Source organism: Rhizobium skierniewicense Ch11, from assembly GCF_023757665.1.
GTDB lineage: Bacteria > Pseudomonadota > Alphaproteobacteria > Rhizobiales > Rhizobiaceae > Agrobacterium > Agrobacterium skierniewicense.
On the sequence record NZ_RXPG01000002.1, the window covers coordinates 137,124 to 162,189 of the forward strand.

Below are 25,066 nucleotides of genomic sequence, written 5' to 3' on the forward strand. Positions count from 1 at the left end.
TATGGGAATTTTAGCTTAGCGCTTCAAATGAAGTCGGGAGCTAAAAGCCACATCCGTCAAGAACCTGATCGATCGCGCCCGACGTTCCGGGTTGATCACTGACGTCGACATCTCGGCGGCTGATTAGCGAGGGGATTACCATGATCTCGGCTTTCTCAGGTTTTTGTGCAGCGATTCCGAAACGTGGAGGCGGCTGTCATCCTCGACCTCCTCAACAGTTCGCGGCTTCCCAACGCCGGTTGCATTCTTCTGATCGTCCAGCTTCGCCCGGCGCAACGCCATGACCATCGGCCAGGTCGAAAACTTCCCATCCTTGGCCCGTTCCGTCAGGCTGCGCAGATAGCCCCCGGCGTTATTGATCTGACCGGCCCGCTGATAGATCGAAGCCAGCGTGATCGCCGCGTGTTGCTCGCCCATGGTTTCGCGGGCCTCCTGCCAGGCGCTCGGACTAATCCCCAGCATCGGCCGGGCAAGCTCAGCCGTCGCCAGCAAATCGCGCCAATGTCGGATTGTCCCTCCCTGAGCCAGTTCCTGCATCTCGGGGCAGGCATCCAGCACGATTCCCAATGGCAGCTCGCGTTGCGGCGAACTCCGCCCGTTTTTGGTTTCCGCAACGCTGCCGCCCGCTTCTTTTTCCTTTCTAGTACCGTATTCAGATTCAAATTTAGAGTCTGGCTTTGAATTCTGTATGTGACGACCGAAATGGGACTCATTGGCGTTCAGAATCACTGATTTCGTAAACAATTCCAATACGTCACGGATCTCAGTGCAGAGTTCCTCGAGCTCCAAGGCAATACTCTCGGTAATCTGGCGAGACGCGGAACGTGGCAGCCGGCCGATGATCCCCTGATAGGTCTGTGAAAATCTTCCCCAATTTCCCGGTACGCTCTCGTCGATGCCCGCGTCGATCATTTTCACGATGTCTCGGCGAAGAAGGGTCAAACGCTCCTTCGCCACTCGGAAGGCCGTCTTTTCAACTTGTACCTCCTGAGCCATATCTCGGAATTCTTCGGACCGCGCCACGATCGGCGACAGATCGAAGCCATAGGCCTGCTTGATCTCTCCTCCCCTTCCTTTGCGAGCGAACCGTTTGCCGTTGGGGCTGTCGCGACGAATGATGAGCCCGCAGTCGACCAGTACGGCAAGATGCCGGCGCAGTGTCGTGGCGGGCATGCCGTTGGCGCGAGCCATCAGTTGCTCGTTAGAAGGCCATACGACCAGTTCGGCGCCACCAGTCAAGGTGATCTCTGGGTGAAATGTCAACAGCGCGTTAAGGATCGAGAGTGAGCGGTCGGTGGCTCCGATCAGTTCCCGCGATTCACGGATGTGCTGGAAAACCTGCCATTTGTTGGCAATAACGTCTGATGCGACCGCTCTTGCTGCCATCTGACTTGCAAGATGGCCGAGCGTCATCGGCCGCCGCCCAAAGGGCGTCGTTGAGATATGCGTCTGCATTTCCTCTTACCTTTTGCTAGGCAATAGAAATCCGCCCGTCGAAATGACGCTTTCCCTTACGGGTCCCTTGACTACGATTCCTGGAAATGCGATTCTCTTAGCTGCTAGACTACAGAGGAGGTCTACTGGAACGCTGTTTCGGGGGCCTTTTTCTTTTGCTGTGAGAGCCAATCCATCTTAATCAAGCAAAGCTTTGAATTGGATGAAACCTTGGCTATTGGTCGAGCTTTCCTCCTCCGGTTGTTTCAAGGAATTGGGCATACAGGCTATCCAACTTGTCAGCGACATATTCGCCAAAGGTTGGCACCAATTTCTCGTCGAAAATCAGCGCCGTTCGTCCGACTTCTTGCCGAATCGTCGCGGCCTTTTTCCCCTTTGGCGTGCTCCAGGCCCTTACTTTTTTTAGAACCTTAGCGGTAGCGGGCGGCTTTGAAACAGCGTTGAAAATGAGGGTAAAGCGGGCGTCGCTATCGGAGTGCTTAAAGTGCTCTAAACTAAGCACCGCTTCGATTGCTTCCCTTGCCTTGGGCTTCCCAAGCTCCTCGGCGAGTGCGACCCAACGCGATCGACCAGCTTTCGACGCTGGACCAATTTGTGTAGCGAGGTTCAGCGGTATTCCCCTCGCTACAGTTATGTAGCGGCTGAGGTCGGCTTTGTCAGTGGAAAGCGCGGCGATGATGGTGGCCCGATCAAATCCTGCATCTTCAAGGCGCAGGGCGAAGAGAGCCTTCTCAATGAATGATAGGTCAGCACGGTCAAGATTTTCGCGGCCTTGAGCCACGACCAGTTCACGGTCCGTGAGATTTCGGACAATTGCAGAAACCTCTCTCCGCAGATTTACCGCTGCGCGCAGCCGACGCCTTCCATATACGATTTGATATCGACCGGCAGCCTCAGGATGCGGCCTGACGAGAATCGGCACCTGCTGTCCATCTTGCGAAATGCTCGCCTCAAGCAGCTCGAACTTCGGATCCACGTCCGCGGGCAGCCGATCCGCGATCGGCGAGCCGTCGATCATGGATGGATCCAGGGACACGACCGCTTCGCCCGCAGCCAGTTGCTCCTGCAGCCGAGCTGCAGCTTTTACTGCCTCGGACATTTCTTGCAAAGACGAACCCATGGCCGAAATCGCTCCGGTACGGACACGAACGGCTGACTTGTCGACTGATGTTCTATCGGTCGCAGGCTGCTTCTTTAGGAACAACGTATCGATTGCGTCTTTGCGACTCATGACATCATCCTCTTGGGCTTGCCGTCGTGCCGTCGCATTTTTGATTGCAAAAGCTCTTGGTTGGGAGCTCCCAACAGATCTGTGAGGAACGCGAATGCTACCATCAGACCCGCCCCCACGCCATCTTGATCAAAGCCTCAATCTCCGAGTTCACCGCATCTAAAGATTCCATCGCCCGGTCGTAGGTTGATCGAGTAAGATTTTTTCGCCCTATCTCGTAGAGTGTCTGCTTGGTCAAACCGGCATCAGACACCGCTGCCGACTTGACCATGGGATTTGTAAGGACGTGATCTTCGAACATGTTGCGGAGCAGTGCCGTCACTTTCGTCTGCGGCGCGTTCTGAGGCTCATAGCGCGTCAAGAGGTAGCGTATGAAATCGTACTGGAGGTTTCCGCCCGCCTCTTTCACCACGCCCAGAAGGTCGCGTGTCATAAGGAGAAACTGGCTCATAGACGCGATGTCCAGCATCTGAGGATGTACGGTGATTACCATTGATGTCGCAGCACACAACCCGCTGAGCGTCAGAAAACCAAGCTGAGGGGGGCAGTCAATAACGACCACATCGTAATCGTCGGCGACGTCGTCAAAGGCTTGGGCAACACGAGTGAAGAACAATCCGTCCCGCGTACCTCTATCAGACAAGGCTTTCGGCGTTGCATGCTCAAACTCCATGAGCTCGAGATTCCCAGGAACCAGATGAAGACCGTCAAAATACGTCGGTCGGATAACATCTCGCAACGGACGGCGTGTCTCGTCATACCGAATAGCAGCATAGAGCGTTTCGTTCGCACGGATATCAGATTCTGGTAGAACGCCGAGGAGTGCTGAAAGACTAGCCTGCGGATCGAGATCAACGGTGAGAACCCTATATCCTTGCAACGCCAGATACTGTGAAAGATGAGCGGACGTCGTCGTCTTCCCAGAACCACCTTTGAAGTTGGTTACAGCAATAACTTGCAAATGCTCAGAACCGCGGCGATGAGGCACAAAATCAATGCTTTCACGACCTCGCGTCGATCCGGCAAGCATTCCCCTGATTTCGTTTATCTGACTGAGGGTGTAAAAGCGCCGCCCGTTACTGGCGAGCTCAGGTTGCGGCCCTTCGCCTGCCAGTGTCATCTTCCGAAGGGTTGAGTCAGATATTTTCATTAAGCGTGCGGCTTCACCCGACGTGAACTTACGCAAGCTCTTGTGCGAGGCCGGCGGAAAAAGAGCCTCGCTCATCGCGTGAAGCTGAGAGCTGAGCTGCTCAGCATGCCCACCAATGGTAACCTCTGCCGACGGGCGATCATTTCGGAGTATGGCAGCGGCTTTGCTCACGGTGTAATCTCTTGTCACGGTTAGGAGGCACGTATTGCCGTTTATCCGTGACGATTACCCAGTGCGGGTGAGGTTGCAAGGCGCTTTTGGTTACTCCTAGGTTAAACGCATTTCAATAGAAATCACATTAAAAGCCGATCCTTTAAAGCCTATCTGTTAATTAGACCGATCCCCTTTGTCGGTGCTACGCGGCGCGAAGTGCAGATTTGCAAGCAGGGACACGCGTCGTGTCATGATTTCTATTCGCATGACCTGTTCATGCGGAGATCATGATGGGGATACTGACAGTCTCACCGAACAGTATCAAGCTCGTCGGATCTTCCTCAAACAGATGACCGCCTTCGCCCGCACCCCGAAGCCATGGAGCAGTGTCAGCGCAGATCGGTGCAGCAGGCCTCCAGCTACTACGATAGCGCTACACAGCGAACTACTAGGCAGCCCCAGGCTTTAGATTAGCTTCTGGCGGAGCCCCTCTACTCGGCGGTGACCCTCACCCTTCGCTTGGTCAGGCCGACAAGTGGCAATAAGTCAGCGGCGCCATCGTCGATGTTTGTTTGCAGAACCCCACTAGGGCTTCTGCGCCCGAACAGTCCCTTCACCAATCCTCTAGTTAACCCCTTCAAGGTATACTGCTCGATTCGCTGGCGCGCTCTGATGTTGCCCAAATGGCAATGTTTACGAGACAGCTCTATTAGATTCTCTTCCTCGACGAAGACTGTTCCATGGCTTCTGCTCCTCTTCTGCCAGAAAGTTGCCAGCCGGAAACTTTTAACGGGAGAGGGGATATTATAGTAATATCAGTCGCTTCACGCTCTCATCGTTGAAAACCAGACACCTCGCCAAAGCTTTGAATGGAACGGGGGAGCCGTGAATTCGACAACACTCGTCTTTGCCGTTTCGAGTTCAGCCATTTTCGAGCCACCTTCTGTCAATGGTCATTCACGCAGACTGCTTTCCAGCTTCCCCGCTTAACCGGAGCAGTGCCATCACCATCGGCCCCAGGGAAAACTGCCCTCGCGCTGCCCGGTTGGTGAGATCACGCAGATAGCCACCGGCGGATTTGATATGCCCCGCCCTCTCCAGGATACAGGCGACTGCCACCGCTGTATTTTCAGGTCCCATTGTTTCGCAGGCCTCCTGATAAGCCGACGGGCTGACGCCCAGCATCGATCTCACCACAACCGCGGCCGACATGAGATCCCGCCAGCCACCCACAGTGCCGGCCGGACCATAATCGATGATCTGCGGGCATGCCTTCAACACAACACCCAGAGGGAAGGCCTTCAACGTCTCAGTTTGAGATCCGCGTCTCTTGTTCGGCTTTTCTCCCTGCTCTTTTTCAGAGCTAGGTTCAAGTTCATGGAAGGATTCGGATTTTGAATTCTGTAAGTGCTGCTCAATTTGAGCATCATTGGTGCTATTAAATTTTGAATTCGACTGCAAATCCAACAGATTAAGGATCTCCTCGCGCAGGAGTTCGAGTTCATCAAGGATATTGGCGATGTCAGCGGTGGTCGGGTGGCGTGGAATGCGGGAAACGAGGTCGATGTACATAGCCTCGATGGCGAACCAGTCGCCGTCAGCCCCCTCCTCTATCGCTGCAGTGATGAGCTTACGGACATCCCGGCGGCAGATTGTCAGGTTCTCTTTCGCCTTGCGGAACGCTGAGCGCGCTGCGACGACTTTCTGCGCGATGACAGCAAGCTCTTCAGACCGGGCAAGGATTGGCGAGAGGTCGAAACCAAACGCACTCTCAATCTCGCCGGCGCCATTCTTTCTCGCATAGCGCTTTCCGTTGGCACTATCCTTGCGGACAATCAGGCCTGCATCGACCAGAAGCGCTAGATGACGACGCAGCGTAGCGCCCGCCATGCCGTGAGCCCGAAGGATCAATTGAGCGTTTGACGGAAACACGACGAGCTGCGCGTCTTGGCGCAATTCGTTTTCCGGATAGAAGCTCAGAAGAGCGTCGAGCACAGCGAGGCTGTTCGACTGCAGGCCGAGCTCTTCTCTCGCTTCCGAGGCATCACGGAAGACTTTCCATTTCTCAACGGTTTTGCCAGCCTTGATCTCGTTTGTGGCCACTTGCCGTTTAACCAAGGCAAGCGTCATCGGCCGCCGCCCGAAGGGCGTCGTTACATGTCTAGTCTCCATCTCTCTCACCTTTCAAAAGGCAAAGAAAAGGCTACGCCGGGACGGCGTTGACTCTTGACTGGGATTCCGGAAAATGCGATTCTCTAAGCGACCAAACTGAGAGAGGCCTTCTGGAACACCGTTTCGGAGGGCTTTTTCTTTGCGCTATCGTTCCTTTCCTGGTTCCGTTTCGCCTTACTGCTTCGACCTTTTGAACGAAGCGTAGATTTCTGGGAGCGCCGACATCAGGTAGTCCGCAAATTCCGGAGCGGCCTTTTTGTCGATCATTAACGTCAGGGTACGCTTGTCTTGCTTGTAACGAGCGGCCTTCGTGCCGTCCTCAGCTTTCCAAACTTCTACCTCAGTCTTCACTGCCTTTGGCTTCTTAGGGGTGACAGCTTCGAATACCCGAGCGAAACGCTCGTCAGAATTCAATCTTCTCACCTCATCGTCATTGAGCAATGTACGGGCAGTTTCCGATGCGCCAGCTTGTCCCAGACGGGCTGACAATTCGTACCAACGGTCCCGACCTGTTTTAGGGGCAGCTCCAATCAAGCGAATAATATCTGCTGGAAGTTGCTTCGCAGCTTGGATCAAGCGGGAAAGATTGCTTTTATCAACGGCGAGGGCCGCCATGATGACTGGCCGCTGAAATCCACCAGCTTCAAGCTCTGCGGCGTATAGGGCGCGCTCGATAAACGAAAGATCTTGCCGGGCACTGTTTTCTTGGCCTTGGGCCAGAACCAACTCGTCATCCGACAGGGTGCGAACGGCGGCCTTAACTTGGATACCGGCAGCCTTCACTGCTCTCAGTCGGCGGCGTCCGTAGGCAATCTGGTAACGACCTTCAACAGACGGGTGAGGGCGCACGAGAATAGGGACCTGTTGACCGTGCTCCCTTATATTTCGAGCGAACTCTTCGAACTGCTCGGGAGATTCTTCCAACCGGTCGGCCACAAGCGGCGCGTCAATGAGATCCGGATCGAGTTCCATAAGGGACTGAGACTTTAAAAGCTCGATGGAACGCGAAACAGCACCGATCGCACCACGCGGAGAATACTGCGGAGTGGCGGCGTCCTGGGTGGCAATATCCTCAGAGTTTCCGGCTGGCAACTTTGGTCCAGCGAGATCTGATAACAGGTGTTTTCTAGCCATTAGTAGCCCCCTCGGGCGTCGAGATTGCCGCCCCACAATAAGCGGTTTCCCGAAAGTTTCCGGCTGACAACTTCTGCGCTTCTACGCGAGATGCGAGCGTCCTCATTTGCGCCCCCATGCGCTTTGAATGAGCTGTGCGATTTCAGTGTTTACATTGTCCAGCGACTCCATCGCTCTGTCGTAGGTCGCGCGCGTAAACTGGTCACGGCTGACTTCATAGAGGGTCTGCTTTGTAATCCCCGCGTCGGAGATAGCTGTGCTTTTCAACATTGGATGATTTAGGACATGGTCGCCGAACATTGTCCTCATAAACGACACCATCTGGTTCTGAGGACCATCACCTGGCTCGTAGCGAGTGACAAGGTACCGCATCCAGTCGTAATTCATGCTTCCGCCTGCATCGGCGACGACGCTTAGCAATTCCGACGTCATCAAAAGAAACTGGCACATCGACATGACGTCCAGCATTTGCGGATGAACCGTGACGAGAACGGCGGTCGCTGCACAGAGAGCGGAAATGGTGAGAAAGCCAAGCTGTGGAGGGCAATCCACGACGACGACATCGTAGTCGTCCGCGACTGAAGCAATCGCATCGTCCATGCGCGTGAAAAAGATGTTCTTCCGATCGTTCGAGCCCAAGACCTTTGCTGTATCGTGTTCGAACTCCATCAGCTCAAGGTTTCCTGGCACCAGGTCGAGGTTGGCGAAGTAGGTCTTCTTGATCACGTCTTTCAACGGGCGACGCTCAGCGTCATAGCGCATCGCACCGTATAGCGTCTCATTGTCCTTGACGTCGAACTCCGGCTGGAACCCGTGTAGTGCCGACATACTGGCCTGTGGATCAAGATCGATGGCAAGAACACGATAGCCGTTCAGGGCGAGATATTGCGCCAAGTGCGCAGCTGTCGTGGTCTTGCCACTGCCACCTTTGAAATTGACAACGGTGATGACCTGCAGATGCTCTTTACCTGAACGTTTGGGGGAATAACGCCGATCGTTTTTTCCGGTTAGATCAAGATATTCTCGAAGGGCCTGAATCGTTTCGACGCTATAGGAGCGACGATTGTTGTTTCCAATTTCGGGCTGAGGGCCTTTCCCTTCGATCGAGAGGTGACGAAGGTATCCGTCATTGACACCGATAAGCTTCGCAGCCTCCGTCGAGGAGAAGGAACGCAAGGTTTTCCGCGCCTCTGGCGGATACAACTTTACACGATGTTCGTGCAGCGCACCGGAGAGGTCTCGCGCGTGGGCCGCGATCAGTTTATGAATAGCCTTTTGAAGCTGAGCCGGATTTTCCACGACTTCCTCTCGTACACACGGTAATTTTCGTAAACACACCTATTTATCGTGGATAGCACAACCGATTCCAGCACGGTTTGCAAGATATTTAAAGTTAATCAATAGTTAACACGTTTTCGTTGTGTCAGAGACCTATCCCGATTCTTTGATTTGAATCTGTCACTTACACCTGTTTGCGCAAGTCGATCTCGTTGGGACGACATGCAGATTTGCACATGAATCTCCTCCGCCTAGCTCACCACACGCTCACACTCTAAGAGCCGGACCAGCGACTCGCTAGAATCACCTTAGGTGCAGATCTGCACATAGGCACACGCGTCGCGGCGTGATTTCCTTTCACACGACCTGTTCATGCGGAGATCATCATGCGGATATTGACCGTCGCGCCCGAGAAATACGACCGCCATCGCGACTTCCTGAGACAGATGCACCGTCTTCGCGCGACGGTATTTGGCGGACGTCTCGCCTGGGACGTCTCCATCACCGTGGGAGAGGAGCGTGACCAGTACGATGATTGCAGCCCGACTTATCTTCTGGCAATTGCCGACGGTGGAAAGGTCGCAGGTTGCGTTCGTCTTCTTCCAGCTTCTGGCCCGACCATGCTGGAGCAAACCTTTCCCCAGCTTCTCGATACGGGTTCGCTTGGGGGGCATTCAGGCATGATCGAGAGTTCGCGCTTCTGCGTCGATACCTCACTTGTCTTACAGAGGGAGGGGAGCACACTGAATCTTGCGACGCTCACCTTGTTCGCCGGTATCATCGAATGGTCGATCGCGAGCGGCTACAGTGAAATCGTCACGGCCACCGATCTCCGCTTCGAGCGCATCCTGAAGCGCGCCGGTTGGCCGATGACGCGACTTGGCGAACCCGTCGCGATCGGCAACACCGTCGCCATCGCCGGACGTTTGCCTGCCGACCGAATGAGCTTCGAACGGGTCTGCCCGCCGGGATACCGTTCAATCATCGCAGACGACGACGGCCGACCGTTCAGGAGCGCAGCGTGACCCAGCTTCGCTCCCATCCGCGCCTTGTCCGCAAACTCCAGGACGCGCTCGGCGACCAGCTTTGCGTCGCCCTTGATGACGCGACGGTCGTCGAGATCATGCTCAATCCCGATGGTCGACTGTTTATCGAGCGGCTCGGTCATGGGGTCGAATCAGCCGGCGCAATGACGCCTGCCGCCGCCGAAGTCGTGATCGGCAGTGTCGCTCATGCCCTGCAGTCGGAGGCAGACGGCGAGCGACCGATTATCTCTGGCGAACTGCCGATCGGCGGACACCGTTTCGAGGGCCTGTTGCCACCGATCGTATCCGGGCCGGCATTCACGATCCGGCGGAGGGCGTCGCGCCTCATACCGCTCGACGATTATGTGACGTCGAAAGTGATGACCGAGCGCCAGGCTTCCGCCATCCGCAGCGCGATCGATTCCCGCATGAACATTGTCATCTCAGGCGGGACGGGCTCCGGCAAGACGACGCTCGCCAATGCGATCATTGGCGAGATCGTCGCGTCCGCTCCGAACGATCGCATGGTCATTCTCGAAGACACCACCGAAATCCAGTGCGCCGCCGAGAACGCTGTCTCACTGCATACCAGCGATACGGTCGACATGGCGCGGCTCCTCAAAAGCACGATGCGACTGCGTCCCGACCGCATCATTGTCGGGGAGGTCCGGGATGGCGCGGCACTCACACTGCTGAAGGCCTGGAACACCGGCCATCCCGGCGGAGTCACAACGATCCATTCCAACACGGCGATGTCGGCCCTACGGCGACTGGAGCAACTGACGGCGGAAGCCAGCCAGCAGCCAATGCAGGAAGTGATCGGCGAGGCCGTCGATCTTGTCGTCTCCATCGAACGCACGGGGAAGGGGAGGCGGGTCCGCGAGGTCATCCATATCGAAGGATACCGCAACAGCCACTACCAGACCGAACATTACGCCCAGATCGACGAGGACAGCCATGTCGCGTAAGACCCATCTCATTCTCACAGTCACAGCATTGGCCCTCGTTTCGTTCGGCTCAATGGATGCGGCACTGGCATCTTCCGGTGGCGGCAGTCTGCCATGGGAATCCCCACTCCAGCAGATCCAGCAGTCGATTACCGGTCCCGTCGCCGGCTTCATCGCGCTTGCGGCCGTCGCCATCGCTGGTGCGATGCTGATCTTCGGCGGCGAACTGAACGACTTTGCCCGACGGCTTTGCTACGTCGCGCTGGTCGGTGGCGTGTTGCTCGGCGCCACGCAGATCGTCGCCCTGTTCGGCGCGACAGGGGCGTCGATCGGCGAGCTTCATTCGCAGGCTAACCGGTTCGATTATTCACCCTCCGCCACGCTCATTGAAAGAGGGGAGGGGGATCGTGGCTGAATCTGGCTCGGCTCTCGTGCGGTCGCGGGTTCATCGGGCGCTATCACGTCCGAACCTGCTGATGGGCGCCGATCGTGAGTTGGTGTTGCTGACGGCGCTGGCCGCCATCATCCTGATCTTCGTGGTGCTGACCTGGTATGCAGCACTGTTCGGGATCGCGATCTGGCTGGTCGCGGTTGCAGCGCTTCGCATGATGGCCAAGGCCGATCCGCTGATGCGGCGCGTCTATGTCCGCCACATCTCCTACAAGACATTCTACCGCGCGACATCGTCGCCGTGGCGCAAATTCTGAAGGGGTCGAGATGGTCGTCCTCAAATCCTTCCGTCATTCCGGGCCATCCTTCGCCGATCTCGTGCCCTATGCTGGTCTGGTCGATAACGGCGTCATCCTGCTGAAGGACGGCTCGCTGATGGCCGGCTGGTACTTTGCCGGCCCTGACAGCGAAAGCTCGACGGACGCCGAGCGCAACGATGTCTCTCGCCAGATCAATGCGATCCTGTCGCGGCTTGGCTCCGGCTGGATGATTCAGGTCGAGGCCGTCCGGGTGCCGACCGCGGATTACCCGCAACGGCCCGACTGCCATTTTCCTGATCTCGTCACCCGCGCTATCGATGCGGAACGACGGGCACATTTCCAGAAGGAAAGAGGGCATTTCGAGAGCCGGCATGCCTTGATCCTGACCTGGCGGCCGCCGGAGCCACGCCGCTCTGGCCTGACCCGCTATATCTATTCGGACACCGCCAGCCGGTCCGCAACTCACGCCGACAAGGCGCTGGACAGCTTTCTCTCCTCAATCCGGGAGGTTGAGCAGTATCTCGCCAATGTCGTATCCATCCGCCGGATGATGACACGCGAGACGTCGGAGCGCGGTGGCTTTCGTGTTGCCCGATATGACGAGCTCTTCCAGTTCATCCGCTTTTGCGTCACCGGTGAGAACCATCCGGTTCGCCTGCCGGAAATCCCCATGTATCTCGACTGGCTGGTGACGGCGGAACTCCAGCACGGGCTGACGCCGCTCATCGAGAATCGCTTTCTTGGCGTCGTCGCGATCGACGGCCTGCCTGCGGAAAGCTGGCCCGGCATTCTCAACGCGCTCGATCTGATGCCGCTGACCTATCGCTGGTCGTCCCGCTTCGTTTTCCTCGATGCTGAGGAAGCAAGGGCGCGCCTTGAGCGCACCCGCAAGAAGTGGCAGCAGAAGGTACGGCCGTTCTTCGACCAGCTGTTCCAGACGCAATCACGCTCGGTCGATCAGGACGCCATGCTGATGGTGGCGGAAACTGAGGACGCCATTGCCGAAGCCTCCTCGCAGCTTGTCGCCTATGGCTACTACACGCCGGTCATCGTGATCTTTGAAGAAGATGCGATCCGCCTCCAGGAAAAGTGCGAGGCGATCCGCCGTCTGATCCAGGCCGAAGGTTTTGGTGCGAGGATCGAAACGTTGAACGCCACGGATGCGTTTCTTGGCAGCCTGCCCGGCGTCTCTTATGCCAATATCCGCGAGCCGCTGGTCAACACCCGCAATCTTGCCGACCTCATTCCGCTGAACTCTATCTGGTCCGGAAGTCCGAACGCGCCTTGCCCATTCTATCCGCCGACCTCGCCACCCTTGATGCAGGTGGCATCCGGCTCGACACCATTCCGGCTGAACCTGCATGTGGACGATGTCGGACATACGCTGATCTTCGGCCCAACCGGTTCCGGCAAATCGACGCTGCTGGCGCTGATTGCCGCGCAGTTCCGACGTTATGCCGATGCCCAGGTGTTCGCCTTCGACAAGGGCGGCTCGATGCTGCCGCTGACGCTCGGCCTCAACGGCGATCACTATCAGATCGGCGATATCGGCCCGTCGGCTGGTCGTGCGGTGAGGGCGCTTGCCTTTTGCCCGCTCGCCGAACTGTCGAGCGACGGTGACCGAGCCTGGGCCTCCGAGTGGATCGAGATACTGGTGGCGCTGCAAGGTGTGACAATCACCCCGGACTATCGCAACGCCATCTCCAGGCAGTTGGCGCTGATGGCGGAATCCCGCGGCCGCTCGCTGTCGGACTTCGTTTCCGGCGTGCAGATGCGCGAGATCAAGGACGCGCTGCATCACTATACCGTCGATGGTCCGATGGGCCAGTTGCTCGACGCCGAAGAGGACGGTCTGGCGCTTGGCGCGTTCCAGTGCTTCGAGATCGAGGAGTTGATAAACATGGGCGAGCGCAATCTCGTTCCCGTTCTCACCTATCTGTTCCGCCGTATCGAAAAACGCCTGACCGGTGCGCCCAGCCTGATCATCCTCGATGAGGCCTGGCTGATGCTGGGCCATCCGGTGTTTCGCGACAAGATCCGGGAATGGCTGAAAGTGCTGCGCAAGGCCAACTGCGCCGTGGTGCTCGCCACACAGTCGATCTCGGATGCCGAGCGCTCCGGCATCATCGATGTCCTGAAAGAGTCGTGCCCAACGAAAATCTGCCTGCCGAACGGGGCGGCCCGCGAGCCCGGCACGCGAGAATTCTACGAGCGCATCGGCTTCAACGAGCGGCAGATCGAGATCGTCGCAACCGCCATTCCGAAGCGGGACTATTATGTCGTCTCGCCCGAAGGCCGCCGCCTGTTCGACATGGCGCTCGGACCGGTAGCGCTCTCCTTCGTCGGAGCATCCGGGAAGGAAGACCTGAAACGGATCCGCTCCCTGCATTCCGAACACGGGGCAAATTGGCCTCTTCATTGGCTCCAGCAAAGGGGGATCGCCCATGCCGATAAGCTCTTCCCGGTTGAATAGGATATTGCGCGTCGCACTCAGTGCGGTCGCTACGTTCTCCTGGACTCTCCCTGTTCCCGTCCATGCCGGTGGCGTGACCGGTCAGGCGACCGAATGGACGCAGCTCGCCAACAACGCCGAACTCATCTCGTTGGTCGGCAAATCGGCGGACCAAGTCAACAACCAAATCACGCAGATCTCACAGCTGGCCGAGCAGATCCAGAACCAACTCAAGATCTACCAGAACATGTTGCAGAACACGGCGCAGCTGCCCAACCATATCTGGGGCCAGGTCGAAAGCGACCTGCAGAACCTGCAAAACGTCGTTACCCAGGGGCAGGGCGTCGCCTTCTCGATGGGCAACATCGATGATGTGCTGAAGCAGCGCTTCCAGAGTTTTTCCGAGATGAAGGGTAACCTGCCGGATGGCGCGAGCTTTTCCTCGACCTACCAGACCTGGTCCGACACCAATCGCGACACGATCGCCGGGACGCTGAAGGCCGCGAACCTGACGGCAGAGCAGTTCTCCAGCGAGGAAAGCACGATGTCGTCTCTGCGCTCCATGTCGAAATCATCGGACGGCCAGATGAAGGCGCTGCAGGTCGGCCACCAGATTGCCGCCCAGCAGGTAGCGCAGATGCAAAAGCTTCGCGGTCTCGTTTCCCAGCAGATGACCATGATGGGCACCTGGTTCCAGTCGGAGCAGGCGCAAAAGGATCTCGCCCAAGCGCGCCGGGAAAAATTCTTCAGCGGAAGCGAGCATGACATCCGCGGTGGACAAACGATGGAGCCTCGGTGGTGAGCCCGCGTCTGATCATAATCCTCGTGGTGGCAGTAATCCTGGCTGCTGGTGGCACCGTGAGCTGGAGGCTGATCCAGCCCCAGCCCACCTCGGTATCCGGTTCAGGTGCAGGCGCAACCGGTCCCTCTTCCAATGCACAAAAGCGCCAACATCGCGAACAGTTCTTTGGCGGTGATACCACCCGCGATATTCGCGGCGGCCAGGAGATGAAGCCACGATGGTAGCGGCGCCTCCTTCCCGCAAGTTTGAACTTGCTTTGATAGTGATCGGCGTTGCGCTGATCGCAACCACCCCCGCCCTCGCGCAACAGGGTCAGGTACTGACCACCCTAGAAAACTCCGTCGTCATCGCTGCCAAGGGCTGGGAAACGACCGTGATGAACGCGGCGCGGTCGCTGTTCTGGATCCTCGCCGGGATTGAGGTCGGGATTGCCGCTGTGTGGCTGGCGATCAATGCAGCCTCGCTCGACAGCTGGTTCGCGGAACTCGTCAAGCGCATCATGTTCATCGGTCTCTTCGCCTTTGTCCTCAACGAAGGGCCAGCGTTCGCCAAGGCCGTGGTCGACAGCCTCTATCAGATCGGCGCCGGCGGCGGTTCAGCCTCACCGGCCAATATCTTTGATGCCGGAATCCGCGTTGCGACGAAAATGTCGGAGCTGGCGACGTTCGGCATCTTCGAGGACAATGCACTGGCGATCGCCGCCGTCTTCGCCATGGTCGTCGTCGTCGTGTCCTTCTCGCTCGTTGCGGCAATCTTCGTCGCCGTCATGGTGGAGATGTATGTCGGTCTGCTTGCCGGCATGATCATGCTCGGGCTTGGCGGCTCATCCTACACCAAGGATTTTGCCGTCAAATATCTGGTCTATGCCTTCTCGGTCGGCATGAAACTGATGGCGCTGGTGATGATCGCCAAGATCGGCTCCGATATTTTGCTCGGTCTTGCCGAAGCGCCGACGGCGACCTCCGAACAGTTCATCACGACGCTTGCCATTGCGGGTATCTCCGTCGTGGTGTTCGTCATCGCCATGTATGTGCCGCCCATCCTGCAAGGCGCAGTCCAGGGCGCATCGGTGGGCGGCGGCATGGAAGCCATTCGTCACGGTGGGCAAGCTGCCTCTGCCGCACTCGGCGCCGGGTTCCTCACGATCGGCGCGGCCAACCGGGGCTTTGAGGCAGCAAGTGCGGCTAGGGCAGGGGGAGCGTCACTGGCAGGTGCCGCCATGCGCGGGTTGGAAGCCGGCATTGGGGGAGCGGCCGGCGCAGTTGGCTCGGCTGCTAAGGACAAGGCCATCGGCTCGCCCGGCGCCTATGCCGGTTCGATGCTCGGCCTCGCCAACGCCAAGCTCGACCAGCAATCCGGCCGGCCCGGTACACCGCCGCCACCACCGCCGATCAATGACAAGAAATAAGAGGCTGACAGCGCATGGCTGGAACCACTCCACCAGACAACCCCTATATCGCTGCGCGCAACGAATGGAACGAACGCTACGGCTCATACGTAAAAGCGGCCGCCGCCTGGCGCATCGTCGGCATCACCGGCATGACCGTGGCCGTCATCGGTTTCGGCTATGCCCTCTATCAGAGCACGCAGGTGAAGCTGATCCCCTATATCGTCGAGGTCGACAAGCTCGGGACAGCCGTCAATGCCGGCTTTCCGCAACAGATCGAATATGCTGATCCGCGCGTGGTGCGCGCCACGCTCGGCAGTTTCGTCTCGAACTTCCGCTCCGTCACGCCCGACGCCGTCGTCCAGAAACAATATATCGACCGGACCTACGGGCTGCTGCGGACATCCGATCCGGCTACCGAAAAAGTCAATGCCTGGTTCCGCTCGAACTCGCCGTTCGAAAAGGCGAAGACCGCGACCGTGGCCATCGAGGTCAACAATATCGTCGCGCTATCGAACCAGAGTTATCAGGTTGACTGGACCGAATTCGAGCGCGATCGGCGAGGCAAGGAAACGGCGACACGCCGCTTCCGCGGCATCGCCACTGTGACGCTGACGCCGCCCCAGGATGAGGGCGTCATCCGTCTCAATCCAATCGGTCTCTATCTCCGCGACTTCGACTGGACAGCACAGCTTTGAAAGGCATGGCCCGAGCATGAATATCAGACACAGAAGACAACGGGCTGCCATGGCCATCGGCCTCCTGGTTTTGGCGATCGCCCCCTTTACCGTCCTCGGCCCGCTGACTGCGCTTGCCGCAGATGGTGTCACCGCCAACGAGGCGAAAGGCATTGGGCTGTCGACCCAATGGCGCGGGTCGAAAGGCCTGGTCACCAAAGGCGCCGATGGCAAGGTGATCTTTCTTTACGGCGAGATCCAGCCATCGGTCGTCTGCTCACCGTTGCAGGTCTGCGATATCGAACTTCAGGGCGGCGAGGTGGTGCGCGATGTGCTGGTCGGCGATACGGTGCGCTGGAAGGTCGAGACGGCGACCTCGGGTGCTGCCGGTGGTCAGGCGATCCATCTGATCGTCAAACCCTCAGAGCCCGGTCTTGTCACCTCAATGGTGGTGACCACATCCCGGCGGACATATCATATCCAGCTCAAGTCGCATCCAACGCAATATATGGCCCGCGTCGGCTTCGAATATCCCGAGGATGTTTCCTCGAAACTTGCCGACGTCAACGCGCGGCTTGAAGCAAGTACGATCCCCGGCGCCGGGGTACCAGCGGAGCACTTAAGCTTTTCCTATTCCATATCGGGCAGTGTCGGCTGGCGGCCGACACGGGTCTATTCGGACGGATTGAAAACCTACATCCAGTTCCCGCGGTCGATCTCGGGTCAGGACGCGCCGGTTCTCTTTGTCGTTTCCGGCGGCCAGAACCGTATCGTCAACTACCGCATGAAAAACAATGTGATGGTGGTGGATTACAATATCGACCGCGCCGTGCTCGTCTCGGGCGTCGGCTGGAAACAACAAAAGGTGACGATCAGCAGGGGAGGGCGGTGATGAAGATTCTTGCCTTCATTCGACGCCCCCTGAACCGTATACCCGGCCTTGCTGCCGCCTGCATCCTCGCCATCCTCCTTTCCGGGTGCCAATCGATCGACACAGAAGGTCTTGTCACCAGCAACGCGCCGCCCGAAATCTTGAGCCCGGCGGCGAGCGCCATTGCAGGCGACATGGTCAGCCGCCTTGCCGAACAGATCGGGCCGGGCAAGGCAACCGTTGCCCTGAAGGCGGATACCTCACCCTTCGGGCAGGCACTGGAGGCGGCCCTGAAGGGATGGGGCTATGCCGTCGTCACCGACCAGAAGACGGATAGCGGAACGACCGTCGTCCCACTTGCCTATGTGATCATGCCATTCGAGGGCCAAGTGCTGGCGCGCCTCTCGACCAACAGCGTCGAACTCGGCCGCGCTTACACGGTGACGTCGACCGGAGCGACGCCGATGAGCGCGCTTTCGCTGCTGCGGCGCGGGTGAGGGAGAAGATCATGGTGCAATCCCTCAAACTCGGCGGCGCGCAGAACAGTCAGGCGGCATCGGGCATCCGCCGGATCAATCGCCTGCCGATCGTCGTCGTCATCGTGCTGGCACTCGCCTTCCTCGGCATCATCTTTTATGGGCTCGCGTCGCGCGGGCTTTATTTTGGGAAGGATGCCGGCCCGGACACCAGTTCCGGCGATCCCGCCTCGACCTTTGCCGATCAGATCAAGCGCGGCGTCACCGACGGTATTATCGGCGAACCGCAGCAGCAGACGACGTTTCAGCCGACACCTGTCGAGACGAAGCAGGTGGACGAAAACGTCAGCAATCCGCTCACCCCGACGCCGGAGCAGCGGCAGGAACAGCGTCGCGGACAGGAACTGGAGCCGGAGGCGGTTTGGCGGGCGCGTCTCGAGCGCGAGCAACAGGAGCAATATCTCAGGGAGAGACAGCGCCAGCGCATGGCAAGGCTCCAGGCGAACGATGCTGCCTATGACGCGCCGCTCACCATCGATCGCGGCAAGCTGGAGGCACGTACGGCAACAGACGATACTTCGGCCGCCAATACATCGACTGCGATCTCGACGACGGCAGGCGCTTCCGATCTCTATGCCGCCGCCTTGCGTGCCGGCCTCGGCGGCCAGAACATTGATCCCAATGGGCAGAAGAGCAAGGAGGATTTCTTCAACACGGACCTCAAGGACCTCGGCTATCTGCCGAACCGTGTTGTCCCGCAGCAGTCACTCTATGAGCTCAAACGGGGCTCGGTTATCCCGGCGACCTTGATTACTGGTATTAATTCCGACCTGCCCGGCCGCATCACTGCTCAGGTCAGCCAGAACGTCTATGACAGCGCGACCGGACATCGCCTGCTGATCCCGCAGGGCACGAAGCTATTCGGCCGCTACGACAGCAAGGTCTCGTTTGGCCAGAGCCGCATTCTCGTCGTTTGGTCCGATATTATCTTCCCTGATGGATCGACACTGCAGATCGGCGGCATGGCAGGGACCGATGCTGAAGGCTATGGCGGCTTCAAGGACAAGGTGAACAATCACTATCTGAAAACCTTCGGCTCGGCGGTGATGATTGCGCTGATCGGGACCGGGATCGACATGTCCGTGCCACAGAGTTCGACGCTCGCAACGCAAGACACGGCGTCAGATGCAGCGAGGCGGAATTTCGCGGAGACCTTCGGGCGGGTTGCTGATCGGACCATACAGAAAAACATGGATGTGCAGCCGACACTGGAAATCCGGCCTGGCTACAAATTCAATGTCCTTGTCGATCAGGATATCGTGTTTCCAGGAGCATATCGGTAGTTGGTGTGGGCATCGTCTTCGGGGTCTAGATCGCCGTCAAGCCTCGCCTGACAACCAGACGGTGATCCCGCGTGCGATCATGTTGCAGTCAACAAAGATTCTTGACACCTTCACCCGAATCTGAGACCGCTCTCAGAACAATTCAAATCTTCACTTGGGCAGCATCCCGCGCCCTTTCCAGTTAAGGATAACCTCCTCATGAAGCCAGTGTTGCTTGCCGGCGAATCATTCCACACAACCTTTCTTTCATCGAAAGGGCTGGAAGTGCGAGCCTCCGCCCGCTATTCGAACGGCGCGGTGAGGTTTGTCGAAGCCCTCACGAACAACGGAATAACGGTTGTTCAAATCGGAGGAGAACGCTGCGAAGCGGAGTTCCCGAAAACTTTCTCTGAGCTCGAAAAATATGCCGCCGTTATAATTTCCGATGTTGGGGCGCTTTCGCTGCTATACACTCCCGAAACACGCATCGGCAAAAGATCGGTCAATCGCCTGGAACTGCTCCGCGAGTGGGCTGCGCGTGGTGGCGGCCTAATGATGGCTGGAGGATACACCTCCTATCAAGGCATCGACGGCTCGGCTATGTTTCACGGTACCCCGATTGAAGAGGCTCTTCCCGTTACGCTCCACGCCGGCCCTGACGGACTGGAGGCGCCAGAAGGTCTCGACCCGATTATTGAGAAAGGCGAACACCCTATTCTTTCCGGGGTACCAGCAAGCATTCCCTATGTTCTCGGGCTCAACCGCGTTCAGCTTCGGTCGGATGATGGCTCGATAAATTTGGTCCATTGCGAAAGCCGTGGGCAGAAACTTCCGCTGCTGTCGGTCCGCCAATATGAATCAGGAAGAACACTGGCTTGGACGACCGACATTGCACCGCATTGGCTTTCCGATGAATTCATGCGTTGGGACGGTTACGACGCGCTGATGGTCAACATGGTTCGTTGGCTCGCGCAGGAGATTTAGACTGGGCGGCAAAAATGATGGGCAGGCAGTAACAGGTTTCTCTGCCGACTACGCCAGTGGGGCTCATGAATGCTGCATGAGGCGGCGGGGCTATTCTGTTTGAGAATAGAGCTGCCTGGTTCAGCCGGGATCCTGTTCCAGCACTTCCTTTAACATTCCAACGAAGGTTTGCGCTGCCAGCGAGAGAGGCCGGCGCTTGGGGATAATCATGCCGACTGAGACTGGAATGCGCGGCTCGAACTGACGCACCACGATATGGTCCAGCTCGTTGGCATCCCACACAGAGAAATGATCAACGAGGGCCACGCCCCGGCCACGCTCCACAAGGCGGCGAATGAGCTGGCTCTGGTTCGAGATCAGGGTATTTGATGGCTTGACGCCCTCGTCGGACAGAGAGCGGAAGATCGCTGCGCCGAACGGTACCGACCGTGGGTACGTCACAAATGGCTGGTCGGCAATGTCGCTCGACAGAACGATCCGGTGTTTCGCAAGCGGATGGTCCGGCGGCATGATGCAGACCATGGATGAGGTTTTAAGCGTCTGAGTCATCAAGTCGGATTCGTGCTCGGGATGGTGTACCAGACCGAAATCGTAATTCCCGCGACTGACATAGGTGTGGATCTTGTCGGAATCGAGCAGGTCCACCTGTACCTGAATTCCAGGATAGAGATCGTTGAAACGCTCGATCGCCATGGGGATGAGGGCGGTGCTGAAAGCCGACAAAATACCTATGTTGACATAGCCCTGCGTCATCGCCGTCAGATCAAGCGACAGGTTTTCGAACACGGTCAGCTCGTCCATGAGACGTGCTGCGTGTGAAAAAAGCAGTTCCGCCTCGGGAGTGGGTCGAAGCCGTCCAGCGCTCCGCTCGAAAAGTCGTACACCCGCGAAATCCTCAAGCTGTTTCAGCGACTTGCTGGCGTTGGGCTGAGTGGTGTGAAGTACGAGCGCCGCCTCCGTCACCGAGCCGGTTTTCATGAAGGCGGCAAGAGTGTCGAGATGTCTGAGTTTGATCCGTCTCATATCGCTCTCCTCGCATATTCCATTTTGGAATGGAAAGCTTGAATAATTGAATTTTACTAGATGCGATAGGTGTTTTTAGATCGTGGTCATGAGAGGCAAGGCAGCGGCATGAAGCCAAGGCCACAGCGCAAAGACCAGAGCATCATGGGCAATATCAGGGTCGGCATTGATGTCGGCGGAACCTTCACAGACTTTACGGTCCTCGACGACGAAACGGGCGGCATGCGTCACTTCAAAGTGTCCTCGACACCGCATGATCCGTCGGAAGCGATCGAGATCGGCATTACCGGTTTCGGCAAACGTGGGCTTCAATCGTCCGACGTGGTGCATTTCGGTCATGGCACCACGGTCGCGACAAACATGGTTATCGAGCGTCGCGGCGGCAAAACCGGCCTGTTGACAACCGAAGGTTTTCGCGACGTGCTTGAGATCGGCCGCCAGACCCGCCCGGACCTTTTCGACATGAGCGTTCGCAAGCCCGATCCGCTGGTCGTGCGCCCGCTGCGTCTTGAAGTCGCCGAACGTCTCGGTCCTGCCGGCGAGGTCATCGTGCCCCTTGACGATGCCGGTGTTGAAGCGGCCGCCAAACGGTTCAAGGAAGAGGGCGTAGAGGCGGTCGCGATCGGCTTCCTCCACTCTTACCGCAACCCAGCTCACGAACAACGCGCCGCCGAGATCATTCGCCAGCACCTTCCGGATGTCTTCATCTCTCTTTCAAGCGATGTTCTGCCGGAGTTCCGGGAGTATGAGCGCATCTCCACCACGGTCATGAACGCTTATCTCATGCCGCGCATGGACGGCTATCTCGAACGGTTCATGGCCCGGTCGCGCAAGGCGGGCGTGAAAGCCAAGCCTTATACCATCCATTCCAACGGTGGCCTGATGTCCACCGAGACTGCCCGCAATTATCCGGTCCGTACCTGCCTTTCCGGTCCGGCCGCGGGCGTCGTCGGTGCATCGCTGGTGGGCAAGGCAGCCTCATTCCCCAACATCATCACCTATGACGTCGGCGGCACCTCGACCGACGTCGCGCTGATCGCCAATGGCAAGCCGGCCTATTCCACCGACCGCGATGTTGCTGGTTACTCTATCCGCTGCCCGATGGTCGACGTGCATGTGATCGGCGCTGGCGGCGGCTCGATCGCCTGGCTCGATGATGCCGGCGGCCTGAAAGTCGGCCCGCAGAGCGCGGCTGCCGTGCCGGGACCTGCCGCATATGGTAAGGGGGGCACGGACGCGACGATCTCGGATGCCAATATCGTCCTGCAGCGGCTCAACCCAGTCGCACTTCTCGACGGTGCCATGCCGGTCGATCGCGAGGCGGCTCTCAGGGCCATCGGTGCAGTCGCAACGCAGATCGGGCGGTCGGTCGAAGACACGGCCTGGGGCATCATCCGCATCGCGGTCGCCAATATGGCCCGCGCGATCCGCGCGGTTTCGATGGATAAGGGGCATGACCTCAAATCCTTCGCGCTGATGGCATTCGGCGGTGCTGGCCCGCTCCATTCCTCACTCGTGGCCGCGGAAACTGGCCTGAAAACCGTCATCATCCCGGAATCTCCCGGCACGATGTGCGCCCGCGGCGTGCTTCTGTCGGATGTAACGCGCGACTTCGTCTCGACGCAGATCAAGTGGGCACAGGGCGAGGCTTGGCTCGATATCGCATCGGCTCTCCAGGGCCTGGAGCTGCAGGCGAAAGAATGGCTGGAAGCAGAAACCATCCCTGACGAGAAGCGTGCGCTCCAGCATATTGCCGAAGCCCGTTATGCTGGACAGAACCACGAAATCCGCGTCGAGGGCATTCTGTCCACTGCGGAAGATTTCACCACTCGTTTCGCCGAAGCCCATCGTGTCGTTTATGGGTACGCGCTGGAAAACCATCCGGTAGAGATCGTCAACCTGCGCGTCCAGGCGATTGGCCATGCCGGCCGGCCGCTCCAGACAGTCGACGGCGCCGCAGGCTCCATGAAGGACGCCATCGTCGGTGAGCGCGAGGTCTATATCGATCCGCAGGCGGGATGGCAGACTGTGCCGGTCTATAAACGTCCGGCCATGCCGCAGGGCGAGACTTTCACAGGTCCGGCGATCGTCGAGGAACTCACCTCCACGACCTACATCCTCCCAGGCCAGTCCGGCGTCGTCGATGCCTATGGCAACATCATTCTTAGCTTTGTGAAGGACCGTGCGTGATGCAGCAGCACGTCAAACCACCGCGCGAATTCGACACCATCGAAATGGAGGTCTACTCCAATCGGTTCATGTCGATTACGGATGAAATGGGCTTGAGCCTCGTGCGCTCATCCTTCTCGACCAATATCAAGGAGCGCAAGGACTGCTCCGTCGGCCTCTTCGACGGCCGTGGCCGCCTCATCGTCCAGGCCTCGCATATCCCGGTGCATCTGGGCTCCCTGCAGGGAGGCGTCGCGGCGGTTCTCGAAAACTACAGGCTCGAGGATATCAAGCCGGGTGACGCATTCATCTGCAACGACCCCTATCTTGCCGGTGGTTCGCACACGCCGGATATCTCGATCCTGACACCCGTCTTCTACCAAGGCCGGCTCTGCTTCTTCGCCGCCAATCTCGGCCACCATTCGGATGTCGGCGGCGGTGTTCCGGGCTCCTGCGATCCGAGCCAGACGAGCATCTTCGCTGAGGGCATCCGTATTCCGGTGCTGAAAATCGCTCGTGAGGGCGTGTTGGACGAGCAGATCGTCAGGTTGATCAGCACCAACAGCCGCGACCCGCTGGAGCGCATTCTGGACCTGAAGGTACAGATCGCCACCAACGAGATCGGCGAGCGCAAGTTAGTAGCGCTCGCCGATCAGTTCGGCATTGCCACGATCGAGAAAGCGATCGACGATCTGATCGCTTATTCGGAAAGCCGCCTGCGCAAGCGAATCCAGGAAATGCCGGATGGGATCTATACCGGTGAGGCGTTCATCGACGGCGACGGGGTCGGTTTCGATCCCTGCCGCATCCAGGTTGCCATCAAGGTGGAAGGCGACGGCATCACCTTCGATTTCACCGACACGGACGTTCAGGCGCGGGGCGCGGTCAACATCCCGAAGACCGCCCTCGACGCCACCTGCTACTACACGATCAAGGCGTTGCTCGATCCGTCTCTGCCGCCGAACGAAGGCATGGCCCTTCCGGTCTCGATCATCGCGGAAGAGGGCACTCTGGTTCGCCCGAAATTCCCGGCCGCGGTCGGCATCCGCTCGACGAGCTGCCAGCGTGTCGTGCGCGCCATCTTCCAGGCATTCGCCGATCTCCTGCCGAAGGAAAAGGTCTTTGCCTCTTCCGCCGACATGAACGCGACGATGATCTTTTTTGGTCCGCACAAGACACGCGAAGGCAACTTCGTATATCTCGAAACTGTCGGCGGTGGTGCCGGTGCCAGCCTCGAGCACGACGGCATGAACGGCATTCAGGTCCACATTACAAACACTTCCAACCTGCCTGCCGAAGCGCTCGAAATCGAATATCCACTGATGGTCCGTCGCTACGCGCTTGCCACCGGCTCCGGCGGCGAAGGTCAGCAAACCGGCGGCATGGGCATCGTCCGGGAAGTGGTCGCCATGACCGACGGCGTGCGGGCAAACGCGTCCTGCGAAGGTCTTCGCACCCCCGCGGACGGCGTGTTCGGCGGCGGCCAGGGAGAGGTCGCTCGGCTGAAGTTCGCGACGGCCGATGGCGCCGTCAAGGAATACGACATCTCGATCACCAACATCCTCATGAACCGCGGGGACAGCCTGTTCCTGCAGACACCGGGCGGCGGCGGCTTCGGCAGCGCGTCCTGAATTCACACGGAGAATGA

Annotated in this window: 22 protein-coding genes; 15 read left to right on the top strand and 7 right to left on the bottom strand. The window is 58.3% G+C overall.

The window, feature by feature from the left end; genetic code table 11:
• Positions 1-135 precede the first annotated feature (135 nt).
• The 6 genes from repC (EKM04_RS01445) to repA (EKM04_RS01470) all read right to left on the bottom strand — a co-directional run bounded on the left by repC (EKM04_RS01445) (position 136) and on the right by repA (EKM04_RS01470) (position 8,594).
• Positions 136-1,455, bottom strand: a complete 1,320-nt coding sequence (gene repC, locus EKM04_RS01445) for a plasmid replication protein RepC (RefSeq protein ID WP_012478032.1) — start codon at positions 1,453-1,455, stop codon at positions 136-138.
• A gap of 214 nt (positions 1,456-1,669) precedes the next feature.
• Entirely contained in the window at positions 1,670-2,686 is a 1,017-nt protein-coding gene (repB, locus tag EKM04_RS01450) for a plasmid partitioning protein RepB (protein ID WP_012478031.1), read from the bottom strand.
• A gap of 103 nt (positions 2,687-2,789) precedes the next feature.
• Positions 2,790-4,007: a plasmid partitioning protein RepA gene (repA, locus tag EKM04_RS01455; RefSeq protein ID WP_012478030.1), complete on the bottom strand. Its 1,218-nt coding sequence runs from the start codon at positions 4,005-4,007 to the stop codon at positions 2,790-2,792.
• A 939-nt stretch (positions 4,008-4,946) separates the two neighbouring features.
• Entirely contained in the window at positions 4,947-6,161 is a 1,215-nt protein-coding gene (repC, locus tag EKM04_RS01460; RefSeq protein WP_012478029.1) for a plasmid replication protein RepC, read from the bottom strand.
• A gap of 174 nt (positions 6,162-6,335) precedes the next feature.
• A complete protein-coding gene (gene repB / locus EKM04_RS01465) occupies positions 6,336-7,295 on the bottom strand; it encodes a plasmid partitioning protein RepB (protein WP_012478028.1) in 960 nt (319 codons plus the stop codon).
• A gap of 102 nt (positions 7,296-7,397) precedes the next feature.
• Entirely contained in the window at positions 7,398-8,594 is a 1,197-nt protein-coding gene (gene repA, locus EKM04_RS01470) for a plasmid partitioning protein RepA (RefSeq protein WP_012478027.1), read from the bottom strand.
• A 365-nt stretch (positions 8,595-8,959) separates the two neighbouring features.
• On the opposite strand from repA (EKM04_RS01470), the gene traI reads away from it, so the two are divergent.
• The 13 genes from traI (at position 8,960) to EKM04_RS01535 (ending at position 20,226) form a co-directional block, all read left to right on the top strand.
• On the top strand, positions 8,960-9,598 hold the full coding sequence (traI, locus tag EKM04_RS01475; RefSeq protein ID WP_173994888.1) for an acyl-homoserine-lactone synthase: 639 nt from the start codon (positions 8,960-8,962) through the stop codon (positions 9,596-9,598).
• Entirely contained in the window at positions 9,595-10,566 is a 972-nt protein-coding gene (trbB, locus tag EKM04_RS01480; protein ID WP_065657566.1) for a P-type conjugative transfer ATPase TrbB, read from the top strand. Before traI ends, trbB begins: the two co-directional genes overlap by 4 nt.
• On the top strand, positions 10,556-10,960 hold the full coding sequence (gene trbC, locus EKM04_RS01485) for a conjugal transfer pilin TrbC (RefSeq protein ID WP_065657565.1): 405 nt from the start codon (positions 10,556-10,558) through the stop codon (positions 10,958-10,960). The genes trbB and trbC overlap by 11 nt, the downstream gene beginning before the upstream one ends.
• Complete coding sequence (locus tag EKM04_RS01490; RefSeq protein WP_065657564.1) at positions 10,953-11,252, top strand: conjugal transfer protein TrbD; 300 nt, start codon at positions 10,953-10,955, stop codon at positions 11,250-11,252. Before trbC ends, EKM04_RS01490 begins: the two co-directional genes overlap by 8 nt.
• Positions 11,253-11,262: 10 nt before the next feature.
• Positions 11,263-13,728: a conjugal transfer protein TrbE gene (locus EKM04_RS01495; RefSeq protein WP_173994886.1), complete on the top strand. Its 2,466-nt coding sequence runs from the start codon at positions 11,263-11,265 to the stop codon at positions 13,726-13,728.
• Complete coding sequence (gene trbJ, locus EKM04_RS01500) at positions 13,700-14,509, top strand: P-type conjugative transfer protein TrbJ (RefSeq protein ID WP_173994884.1); 810 nt, start codon at positions 13,700-13,702, stop codon at positions 14,507-14,509. Before EKM04_RS01495 ends, trbJ begins: the two co-directional genes overlap by 29 nt.
• Positions 14,506-14,733 (top strand): entry exclusion protein TrbK, encoded by a 228-nt coding sequence (gene trbK / locus EKM04_RS01505; RefSeq protein ID WP_173994883.1) that lies wholly within the window; start codon positions 14,506-14,508, stop codon positions 14,731-14,733. Before trbJ ends, trbK begins: the two co-directional genes overlap by 4 nt.
• A complete protein-coding gene (gene trbL, locus EKM04_RS01510; protein ID WP_173994881.1) occupies positions 14,727-15,917 on the top strand; it encodes a P-type conjugative transfer protein TrbL in 1,191 nt (396 codons plus the stop codon). Before trbK ends, trbL begins: the two co-directional genes overlap by 7 nt.
• A 14-nt stretch (positions 15,918-15,931) precedes the next feature.
• A complete protein-coding gene (locus EKM04_RS01515; protein WP_065657560.1) occupies positions 15,932-16,594 on the top strand; it encodes a conjugal transfer protein TrbF in 663 nt (220 codons plus the stop codon).
• A 16-nt stretch (positions 16,595-16,610) separates the two neighbouring features.
• Entirely contained in the window at positions 16,611-17,465 is an 855-nt protein-coding gene (gene trbG, locus EKM04_RS01520; protein WP_173994880.1) for a P-type conjugative transfer protein TrbG, read from the top strand.
• Positions 17,465-17,941: a conjugal transfer protein TrbH gene (gene trbH, locus EKM04_RS01525; RefSeq protein WP_065657558.1), complete on the top strand. Its 477-nt coding sequence runs from the start codon at positions 17,465-17,467 to the stop codon at positions 17,939-17,941. The genes trbG and trbH overlap by 1 nt, the downstream gene beginning before the upstream one ends.
• An 11-nt stretch (positions 17,942-17,952) precedes the next feature.
• Complete coding sequence (gene trbI, locus EKM04_RS01530) at positions 17,953-19,263, top strand: IncP-type conjugal transfer protein TrbI (RefSeq protein ID WP_065657557.1); 1,311 nt, start codon at positions 17,953-17,955, stop codon at positions 19,261-19,263.
• Positions 19,264-19,461: 198 nt separating this feature from the next.
• Positions 19,462-20,226 carry a glutamine amidotransferase gene (locus tag EKM04_RS01535; protein ID WP_065657556.1) on the top strand — a complete coding sequence of 255 codons (765 nt, stop codon included), beginning with the start codon at positions 19,462-19,464 and terminating at the stop codon, positions 20,224-20,226.
• A gap of 120 nt (positions 20,227-20,346) precedes the next feature.
• Here EKM04_RS01535 and EKM04_RS01540 read toward each other — a convergent pair whose 3' ends face one another.
• On the bottom strand, positions 20,347-21,249 hold the full coding sequence (locus EKM04_RS01540) for a LysR family transcriptional regulator (RefSeq protein WP_065657555.1): 903 nt from the start codon (positions 21,247-21,249) through the stop codon (positions 20,347-20,349).
• Positions 21,250-21,357: 108 nt separating this feature from the next.
• Between EKM04_RS01540 and EKM04_RS01545 the strand changes: the two genes are divergently transcribed.
• Both EKM04_RS01545 and EKM04_RS01550 read left to right on the top strand, forming a co-directional pair.
• Positions 21,358-23,439: a hydantoinase/oxoprolinase family protein gene (locus EKM04_RS01545; RefSeq protein WP_233279015.1), complete on the top strand. Its 2,082-nt coding sequence runs from the start codon at positions 21,358-21,360 to the stop codon at positions 23,437-23,439.
• The gene (locus tag EKM04_RS01550; protein ID WP_173994878.1) at positions 23,439-25,049 is read left to right on the top strand and encodes a hydantoinase B/oxoprolinase family protein; all 1,611 of its coding nucleotides are present in this window, start codon (positions 23,439-23,441) and stop codon (positions 25,047-25,049) included. The genes EKM04_RS01545 and EKM04_RS01550 overlap by 1 nt, the downstream gene beginning before the upstream one ends.
• Positions 25,050-25,066 lie beyond the last annotated feature (17 nt).

Coding starts and splice junctions, on each gene's coding strand:
- repC (WP_012478032.1), bottom strand. CDS start 1,455: ATGCAGACGCATATCTCAACGACGCCCTTTGGGCGGCGGCCGATGACG.
- repB (WP_012478031.1), bottom strand. CDS start 2,686: ATGAGTCGCAAAGACGCAATCGATACGTTGTTCCTAAAGAAGCAGCCT.
- repC (WP_012478029.1), bottom strand. CDS start 6,161: ATGGAGACTAGACATGTAACGACGCCCTTCGGGCGGCGGCCGATGACG.
- repB (WP_012478028.1), bottom strand. CDS start 7,295: ATGGCTAGAAAACACCTGTTATCAGATCTCGCTGGACCAAAGTTGCCA.
- traI (WP_173994888.1), top strand. CDS start 8,960: ATGCGGATATTGACCGTCGCGCCCGAGAAATACGACCGCCATCGCGAC.
- trbC (WP_065657565.1), top strand. CDS start 10,556: ATGTCGCGTAAGACCCATCTCATTCTCACAGTCACAGCATTGGCCCTC.
- EKM04_RS01495 (WP_173994886.1), top strand. CDS start 11,263: ATGGTCGTCCTCAAATCCTTCCGTCATTCCGGGCCATCCTTCGCCGAT.
- trbJ (WP_173994884.1), top strand. CDS start 13,700: ATGCCGATAAGCTCTTCCCGGTTGAATAGGATATTGCGCGTCGCACTC.
- trbL (WP_173994881.1), top strand. CDS start 14,727: ATGGTAGCGGCGCCTCCTTCCCGCAAGTTTGAACTTGCTTTGATAGTG.
- EKM04_RS01515 (WP_065657560.1), top strand. CDS start 15,932: ATGGCTGGAACCACTCCACCAGACAACCCCTATATCGCTGCGCGCAAC.
- trbG (WP_173994880.1), top strand. CDS start 16,611: ATGAATATCAGACACAGAAGACAACGGGCTGCCATGGCCATCGGCCTC.
- trbH (WP_065657558.1), top strand. CDS start 17,465: ATGAAGATTCTTGCCTTCATTCGACGCCCCCTGAACCGTATACCCGGC.
- trbI (WP_065657557.1), top strand. CDS start 17,953: ATGGTGCAATCCCTCAAACTCGGCGGCGCGCAGAACAGTCAGGCGGCA.
- EKM04_RS01535 (WP_065657556.1), top strand. CDS start 19,462: ATGAAGCCAGTGTTGCTTGCCGGCGAATCATTCCACACAACCTTTCTT.
- EKM04_RS01540 (WP_065657555.1), bottom strand. CDS start 21,249: ATGAGACGGATCAAACTCAGACATCTCGACACTCTTGCCGCCTTCATG.
- EKM04_RS01545 (WP_233279015.1), top strand. CDS start 21,358: ATGAAGCCAAGGCCACAGCGCAAAGACCAGAGCATCATGGGCAATATC.
- EKM04_RS01550 (WP_173994878.1), top strand. CDS start 23,439: ATGCAGCAGCACGTCAAACCACCGCGCGAATTCGACACCATCGAAATG.